Origin of the sequence: Streptomyces sp. NPDC046881, from assembly GCF_040645015.1 — a bacterium.
In the GTDB taxonomy this organism is placed as follows: domain Bacteria; phylum Actinomycetota; class Actinomycetes; order Streptomycetales; family Streptomycetaceae; genus Streptomyces.
In genome coordinates this window covers 60,397-68,249 of sequence record NZ_JBEYXJ010000041.1, presented here as the reverse complement: position 1 = coordinate 68,249, position 7,853 = coordinate 60,397, and the positions used below count along the sequence as shown (strand labels likewise).

Here is a 7,853-nt window from a genome sequence, read left to right as displayed (position 1 = left end):
GCCGACGTGCCGGGCGCCTACACCCGGATTTCGGTCGGCGGCCTGCCGGAGGAGGGCTGGGAGCCGTACGAGGACGCGTACGCTGAGTCCTCGGAGCCGTCCGCGCTCTCGGCTTCCGTGCTCGCGCCGTCCGCCGCCAGCAGACGGGCGAGCTGGCGGCCGACGATGCGCTTGAACTTGCGCTTCTGCGGACGCGTGCGGTCCAGCACGGCCACCTCCAGGCGCTCGGCGGGGATCTCCCGCTCGCTGCCGTTGGTGTCCCGGGACAGGGCCTGCACGGCCAGCTTCAGGGCCTCCGCGAGGCTCATGCCGTCGCGGTGGCGCTGGTCCAGGAAGCTGCTGATCTGCTCGGCGTTGCCGCCGACCGCGACCGAGCCGTGCTCGTCCACGATCGAGCCGTCGTGCGGCAGCCGGTAGATCTGGTCACCCTCGGGGGTCTCCCCGACCTCGGCCACCACCAGCTCCACCTCGTACGGCTTCTCGGCCGCCGAGGAGAAGATCGTGCCCAGCGTCTGGGCGTAGACGTTGGCCAGGCCGCGCGCGGTGACGTCGTCGCGGTCGTAGGTGTAGCCGCGCAGGTCGGCGTAGCGGACGCCGCCGATGCGCAGGTTCTCGTACTCGTTGTACTTGCCGGCCGCGGCGAAGCCGATCCGGTCGTAGATCTCGCTGAACTTGTGCAGCGCGCGGGACGGGTTCTCGCCGACGAACACGATGCCGTCGGCGTACTGCAGCACGACCAGGCTGCGACCGCGGGCGATGCCCTTGCGGGCGTACTCCGCCCGGTCGGCCATGGCCTGCTGGGGTGAGACATAGAACGGCGTCGACACCGGTTATCCGTCCCTTTCTGTCATGGTCACTGGATCACCTTGATAAGAACCGGGCCCGCGCTCAGAGCAGGGCGGCCTTGGGGCCGTCGGGCTCCTCCAGGCGCCTCTGGAGCACCGCGCGGGACAGCTCGGAGGCCTCCTGCTCGGTGAGCCGGCGGAAGCCGTCCTCGGTGATCACGGTGATGATCGGGTAGATCCGGCGGGCGACATCGGGACCGCCGGTCGCCGAGTCGTCGTCAGCCGCGTCATAGAGGGCCTGCACCACGAGCGTGGTGGCCTGCTCCTCGGTCAGGTCGTCACGGAACAGCTTCTTCATCGCACCGCGCGCGAAGATCGAGCCGGAACCCGTCGCCGCGAAGTTGTGCTCCTCGGAGCGGCCGCCCGTGACGTCGTAGGAGAAGATGCGGCCCTTCTCGCGGTCCAGGTCGTACCCCGCGAAGAGGGGCACCACGGCCAGGCCCTGCATGGCCATGCCGAGGTTGGAACGGATCATGGTCGACAGCCGGTTCGCCTTGCCCTCCAGGGACAGCTGGGCGCCCTCGACCTTCTCGAAGTGCTCCAGCTCCAGCTGGAAGAGCTTGACCATCTCGACGGCCAGGCCGGCGGTGCCGGCGATGCCCACGGCCGAGTACTCGTCGGCCGGGAAGACCTTCTCGATGTCCCGCTGGGCGATCACGTTGCCCATCGTGGCCCGGCGGTCACCGGCGAGCACCACGCCGCCGGGGAACGTCACGGCCACGATGGTCGTGCCGTGCGGCGCCTCGAGTACACCCTGGGTGGGCGGCAGCTGCCGGTTGCCGGGCAGCAGCTCCGGCTGGTGCCCGGCGAGGAAGTCCATGAACGAAGAGGATCCTGGCGTCAGGAAGGCAGCTGGTAGACGCCCGGTGCTACGAGTGTTGGCTTCCACGCGATTCCTTCCACATAAGCAGCAGCCCGCCTGATGACCTCGGGCTGATCCTTGAACTGCCCCAGTGCGGCATTGCAGCTGAAGCACAGTACGCCACGGACCCTACCCGTCTCATGGCAGTGATCCACATGTGCCGGCGGAGCCGCAAGACAGATGCAGCAGACGCCGCCTTGGGAGGTGACCAGCCGATCGCGCTCGGCCCTGGTGATGCCGTACGTGCGCCTCAGATGGTCCTCTCGTCCGAGCGCGGCCCGGCACGCCTTGCAGCGCGTCGACAGACCGTCGGAAGCGGTCGCATTGCGATGCCATTCGCTGTGCGGCTTCACCTGGCCACAGCTCCGGCACAGCTTGTGCCCCGCCGGGACGTCCGCCTTCTCCCGGACCGGCTTCCCCATGGCCTCCCGGCGGCGTCGGTAGTGCGCGGCGCCGTACTCCGCCACGCACTCCCGGCAGTGCACCTGCAGGCCGTCCCGCCGATGCCTGTCCCGCGCGAAGGCAGCAAGAGGCAGGCTGCGCCCGCATTTCCTGCATGCCTTCGCGTCCGGCTCCTCAGCCACCCGAACCCCCCGTGTCCTTCATTTCGAAGGCCAGGCGACCAAATCGCCTCTACTCGCCACCTTTTTGCACGAAGGACCGCACGAAATCCTCGGCGTTTTCCTCGAGTACGTCGTCGATCTCGTCCAGCACCGAGTCCACGTCGTCGCTCAGCTTCTCGTGCCGTTCCTTGAGGTCCTCCGAGGCCTGCGCGTCCTGCGCCTGCTCCTCGACCTCTTCCGTGGACCGGGTGGCCTTCTGCTGGCCGCCGCCGGTGTCCTTGGTCGCCATAACCCTCACCCCGCTCAGTTCGCCTGCCGATCGGTGATGATCAGACCCTATAGTCCGGGTCCGACATCGGCCCCGCAGTTTCCACAAGATTGCGGGGGCCACCTGGATGATTCCCGGGCGGTGGTGTTTCCACCCCGGCCGCCCGGGTCGGAACGAGTACCCGCTGACCGCTGTCAGTTGCCGGACAGGACCCTGACCAGGTCTTCCGCGGTACGACAGCGGTCGAGCAGCTCCTTGACGTGATTTCGCGTTCCGCGTAGCGGTTCCAGGGTTGGAACGCGCTGGAGGGAGTCGCGGCCGGGCAGATCGAAGATGACCGAGTCCCAGCTCGCGGCGGCGACGTCGTCCGCGTACTGCTCCAGGCAGCGACCGCGGAAGTACGCGCGCGTGTCCTCCGGCGGCTTCGTACGCGCCCGGTCGACCTCGGACTCGTCCAGCAGCCGCTTGATGCGCCCACGGGCCACCAGGCGGTTGTACAGGCCCTTCTCGGCGCGTACGTCGGCGTACTGGAGGTCGACCAGGTGCAACCGGGCCGCGTCCCAGTCGAGGTTGTCACGCCGGCGGTAGCCCTCCATCAGCTCCCGCTTGGCGACCCAGTCCAGCTCGCCGGCCAGGCTCATCGGGTCGTTCTCCAGCCGGGTGAGGGTGTCCTCCCAGCGGCTGAGCACGTCCTTGGTCTGGTCGTCGGCGTCGGCGCCGAAGCGCTCCTCGACGTACTTGCGGGCCAGCTCGAAGTACTCCATCTGCAGCTGGACCGCGGTGAGTGTGCGCCCGCTGCGCAGGGTGACCAGGCGCTTGAGCGACGGGTCGTGCGAGACCTGGTGCAGGGTGCGCACGGGCTGGTCGACGGCGAGGTCCACGGCGATGAAGCCGTCCTCGATCATGGACAGGACCAGGGCGGTCGTGCCCAGCTTGAGGTAGGTGGAGATCTCCGAGAGGTTGGCGTCGCCGATGATCACGTGCAGTCGGCGGTACTTCTCGGCGTCCGCGTGCGGCTCGTCGCGGGTGTTGATGATCGGGCGCTTGAGCGTGGTCTCCAGGCCGACCTCGACCTCGAAGTAGTCCGCGCGCTGGCTGAGCTGGAAGCCGTGCTCGTGCCCGTCCTGGCCGATGCCGACGCGGCCCGCGCCGGCGAAGACCTGGCGGGAGACGAAGAAGGGCGTGAGGTGGCGCACGATGTCCGAGAACGGGGTCTCCCGCTTCATCAGGTAGTTCTCGTGCGTGCCGTAGGAGGCGCCCTTGTTGTCGGTGTTGTTCTTGTAGAGGTGGATCGGCTGGGCGCCGGGCAGCTGGGCCGCCCGCTCGGCGGCCTCGGCCATGATCCGCTCGCCGGCCTTGTCCCACAGGACGGCGTCGCGGGGGTTGGTGACCTCGGGGGCGCTGTACTCGGGGTGGGCGTGGTCGACGTACAGACGGGCACCGTTGGTGAGGATCACATTGGCCAGGCCGATGTCCTCGTCGGTGAGCTGGCTGGCGTCGGCGGCCTCCCGGGCGAGGTCGAAGCCTCGCGCGTCCCGCAGCGGATTCTCCTCCTCGAAGTCCCAGCGGGCCCGGCGGGCCCGGTGCATCGCCGCCGCGTAGGCGTTGACGATCTGGGACGAGGTGAGCATGGCATTGGCGTTCGGGTGGCCGGGGACGGAGATCCCGTACTCCGTCTCGATGCCCATTACTCGCCGTACGGTCATGCGGCCCTCCTTGCCCGGCGGCACCCTCGGTCGTGGGCGCCGCTCAAGTACCGCTGGCGCTCCGGTGCGTGTGCGGTGCCCGTCCCCGCACGGCGCGACTCGGCGGCAGGAACGAGCCTAGAACGCCTTTGCGCTGGTGGGGAGATCATTTGCGTCATTGGCTGCTCCGGTCGTGGCCCGAAAAACAGTCGGCTGCGGGTACCCGCCGAGGGCACCCGCAGCCGCCCTGCCTTTACAGGTACTGACCGGTGTTCGCCACCGTGTCGATGGAGCGTCCGGTGTCCGCGCCCTGCTTTCCGGTGATGAGGGTGCGGATGTAGACGATCCGCTCGCCCTTCTTTCCGGAGATCCGGGCCCAGTCGTCCGGGTTCGTGGTGTTGGGCAGGTCCTCGTTCTCCTTGAACTCGTCCACGCAGGCCTGGAGCAGGTGGGAGACGCGGAGGCCCTTCTGGGTCTTCTCCAGGAAGTCCTTGATCGCCATCTTCTTGGCGCGGCCCACGATGTTCTCGATCATGGCGCCGGAGTTGAAGTCCTTGAAGTAGAGGACTTCCTTGTCGCCGTTGGCGTAGGTGACCTCCAGGAAGCGGTTCTCCTCGGACTCGGCGTACATGTGCTCGACCGCGGTCTGGATCATGCCCTGGACCGTGGCGCTCTTGTCGCCGCCGTGTTCCGCGAGGTCGTCCGCGTGCAGCGGCAGACGCTCGGTGAGGTACTTGCCGAAGATGTCCTTCGCCGCCTCGGCGTCCGGACGCTCGATCTTGATCTTCACGTCGAGCCGGCCGGGGCGCAGGATGGCGGGGTCGATCATGTCCTCGCGGTTGGAGGCGCCGATCACGACCACGTTCTGCAGGCCCTCCACGCCGTCGATCTCGGCGAGCAGCTGCGGGACGATGGTGTTCTCCACATCCGAGCTGACACCGGAGCCACGGGTGCGGAAGAGGGACTCCATCTCGTCGAAGAAGACGATCACGGGGGTGCCCTCGCTGGCCTTCTCACGCGCACGCTGGAAGACCAGGCGGATCTGCCGCTCGGTCTCGCCGACGTACTTGTTGAGCAGCTCGGGTCCCTTGATGTTCAGGAAGAAGCTCTTGCCCGCGGCCTGGCCGGTGACCTCGGCGACCTTCTTGGCCAGCGAGTTCGCGACGGCCTTGGCGATGAGCGTCTTGCCGCAGCCGGGCGGGCCGTAGAGCAGCACACCCTTGGGCGGGCGCAGCTCGTGCTCCTTGAACAGGTCCGGGTAGAGGTACGGCAGCTCCACCGCGTCGCGGATGGCCTCGATCTGGTTGCCGAGGCCGCCGATCTGCTCGTAGCCGATGTCGGGGACCTCTTCGAGGACCAGCTCCTCGACCTCGCTCTTGGGCACGACCTCGTAGACGTAGCCGGAGCGGGGCTCGAGCAGGAGGGCGTCGCCGGGGCGGATGGTGACGTCCAGCAGCGGCTCGGCGAGCCGCACCACCCGCTCCTCGTCGGTGTGCCCCAGCACGAGGGCGCGCTCGCCGTCCTCCAGGATCTCCTTGAGGGTGACGATGTCGCCGACGCTCTCGTACTCCATGGCCTCGACCACGTTGAGCGCCTCGTTGAGCATGACCTCCTGGCCGCGCCGCAGGTCGTCGAGCTCGACGCTGGGGCTGACGTTCACCCGGAGCTTGCGGCCCCCGGTGAAGATGTCGGCGGTGCCGTCCTCGTTCGCCTGCAGGAAGACACCGAAGCCGGCCGGCGGCTGAGCGAGCCGGTCGACCTCCTCCTTGAGGGCCACGATCTGGTCGCGGGCCTCGCGCAGGGTGTTGGCCAGTCGTTCGTTCTGGGCGGACACGCCGGCCAGGTTCGTCTGCAGCTCGACGATCCGCTCTTCGAGAATCCTCGTGTGGCGCGGAGAGTCGGCGAGCTTGCGGCGCAGGACGGCGATCTCCTGCTCAAGGTAGGCGATCTGCCCGGCCGGGTCGTCGGACCCTCGTCCCGGGCGGATGCCGCGGTTCATGTCGTCGTCGTGGGCTGCCACGGTCCTCACCTCCTCCAAGGGGAGCTGGACGCTTCCAGACCCTACCTGGGTGGGTGTCGATTGAAACCCCTAGATCACAAAGACTGTCAAGGTGTGTCGTCGGTCACCCGGTGCACACTCCCTCGCACGGAGGGGATACCCACTCAACGTGAAGGGAAAGCCGCTTGTTCCATGCATGGCGCGGTCGAATCCCTTCGCTACGGGCCGGAGTTGTCCGCTCGTGGCCGATCGGCCGGTCCGCGGGCAGCACACAGGACGCTCGTACGATCATCACGCAGAGCGACGGCACCGGTGGGCGGGGGTCACCCCGTGGTGGCCTGAAGTGATCGACCCGGCCACCGGGGTATCCCTGTCCCGGTCCGGCGCTGGTACCCGACCGGGCAGGACCGGAAACCCGGAACCGGTGCCACCGGGCCGCACGGCGGGCGGAGGTAGGGTCGGGTGTGTTCAACAGCCGCTGGAGCGGACCCGGCTGGCCCTCGCGGCCCCCGGACCGCCCGGCGAACCGACGGCAGGAGAGATGACCGTGCAGCAGGAGGCCCCGGGCGGCGAGGCGCTGGAGGTCTGGATCGACCAGGACCTGTGTACCGGCGACGGGATCTGCGCCCAGTACGCCCCGGAGGTGTTCGAGCTGGACATCGACGGGCTGGCCTATGTGAAGGGCGCGGACGACGAGCTGCTGCAGGCCCCCGGGGCGACCACGCCGGTGCCGCTGCCGCTGCTGACGGACGTGGTGGACTCGGCGAAGGAGTGCCCCGGCGAGTGCATCCACGTGCGCCGGGTTTCGGACAGGGTCGAGGTGTACGGGCCCGACGCGGAGTGAGCCCGGCTCAGACGCTGTGGGCCCCGGCTGGCGTGGAGCGCAGGAAGGCACCGCCGTGCCACCGCCACGTGGCCGGGGTCTTCACGTCGGGGCAGCAACTGGGCACGGCGTCCGAGGAGTAACCGAGCAGGGTCGCGGTGACGGCCCGCGCGCGGAGCGCGAAGTCGGTGACCGTGAGCCGCTGCTCGGGCTCGACGAGGGTGGCGACGACGCGCGGCTTGCCGCCGTCCGCGGCGCGGGTGAGGACGTAGACCCCGTCGGGCGGGGTGCCCATGGGGGCGTCGCAGTGCACCACCGCGACGGTTTCCGGTCTGCCGTCGCCGTCCAGGTCCCCGGTGGCCTTCTTGGCGACCACGGCCTTCACCGGGCCGCACTCCAGCGGGAACCGCACCCCGGTCGTGCTCGGCGGCGCGGCGGCCGCCGCGGCGGATCTGCTCCCGGCGGCGGGGGCGGACTGGGCGGCCGTGGCCGATCCGGGCTGGACGGCGGAGGAGAGGGCCACGACGCCCGCGACGGCCGTGGCGGTGGCGACCCAGTGGATGGGCCGGGTGTGGGTGTGGGCGAGCTCCGGAACGGCGGATTGCTGCACGCGGAGTGTCTCCTGTGAGGGCTGTGCCGGTGGGATGGCCTGCATGGTGCCACACGTCACACTGCGGGGGAACTGCGGGGTCGGGCATGCGCGCGGGCGGGGGGCCCGCGCGCGGGAGGCGCCGGTTCCGGTACCGGGTCAACGGACGGGGGGCGGGGCCCGGGGAGCCCCCCGCGCGGGGGGGCCCGGGCGGGGGGC

At 69.5% G+C, this 7,853-nt stretch carries 8 protein-coding genes; 1 reads left to right on the top strand and 7 read right to left on the bottom strand.

The annotated features are described in order from the left end of the window. Positions 1–17 precede the first annotated feature (17 nt). The 6 genes from prcA to arc form a co-directional block, all read right to left on the bottom strand. Complete coding sequence (prcA, locus tag ABZ923_RS20855; protein ID WP_361473765.1) at positions 18–827, bottom strand: proteasome subunit alpha; 810 nt, start codon at positions 825–827, stop codon at positions 18–20. 61 nt (positions 828–888) lie between these two features. Then, positions 889–1,734 (bottom strand): proteasome subunit beta, encoded by an 846-nt coding sequence (prcB, locus tag ABZ923_RS20850; protein ID WP_361473762.1) that lies wholly within the window; start codon positions 1,732–1,734, stop codon positions 889–891. After that, entirely contained in the window at positions 1,686–2,291 is a 606-nt protein-coding gene (locus ABZ923_RS20845; RefSeq protein ID WP_361473759.1) for an endonuclease VII domain-containing protein, read from the bottom strand. The genes prcB and ABZ923_RS20845 overlap by 49 nt, the downstream gene beginning before the upstream one ends. Before the next feature lie 49 nt (positions 2,292–2,340). Further along, on the bottom strand, positions 2,341–2,559 hold the full coding sequence (locus tag ABZ923_RS20840; RefSeq protein ID WP_020939002.1) for a ubiquitin-like protein Pup: 219 nt from the start codon (positions 2,557–2,559) through the stop codon (positions 2,341–2,343). Positions 2,560–2,732: 173 nt separating this feature from the next. Further along, positions 2,733–4,244 carry a depupylase/deamidase Dop gene (dop, locus tag ABZ923_RS20835; protein ID WP_361473756.1) on the bottom strand — a complete coding sequence of 504 codons (1,512 nt, stop codon included), beginning with the start codon at positions 4,242–4,244 and terminating at the stop codon, positions 2,733–2,735. Positions 4,245–4,476: 232 nt separating this feature from the next. After that, positions 4,477–6,243, bottom strand: coding sequence for a proteasome ATPase (arc, locus tag ABZ923_RS20830; RefSeq protein WP_361473753.1), 1,767 nt, complete (start codon positions 6,241–6,243; stop codon positions 4,477–4,479). Positions 6,244–6,763: 520 nt separating this feature from the next. Here arc and ABZ923_RS20825 point away from each other — a divergent pair. Beyond that, positions 6,764–7,066, top strand: a complete 303-nt coding sequence (locus tag ABZ923_RS20825) for a ferredoxin (protein ID WP_053711863.1) — start codon at positions 6,764–6,766, stop codon at positions 7,064–7,066. Positions 7,067–7,073: 7 nt separating this feature from the next. On the opposite strand, the gene ABZ923_RS20820 is transcribed toward ABZ923_RS20825, so the two are convergent. Then, on the bottom strand, positions 7,074–7,655 hold the full coding sequence (locus tag ABZ923_RS20820) for a hypothetical protein (protein WP_361473749.1): 582 nt from the start codon (positions 7,653–7,655) through the stop codon (positions 7,074–7,076). Between the last annotated feature and the right edge of the window lie 198 nt (positions 7,656–7,853).

Excerpts from the sequence above, each read along its gene's own strand:
- ABZ923_RS20840 (WP_020939002.1), bottom strand. The coding sequence starts at position 2,559 with ATGGCGACCAAGGACACCGGCGGCGGCCAGCAGAAGGCCACCCGGTCC.
- dop (WP_361473756.1), bottom strand. The coding sequence starts at position 4,244 with ATGACCGTACGGCGAGTAATGGGCATCGAGACGGAGTACGGGATCTCC.
- ABZ923_RS20825 (WP_053711863.1), top strand. The coding sequence starts at position 6,764 with ATGACCGTGCAGCAGGAGGCCCCGGGCGGCGAGGCGCTGGAGGTCTGG.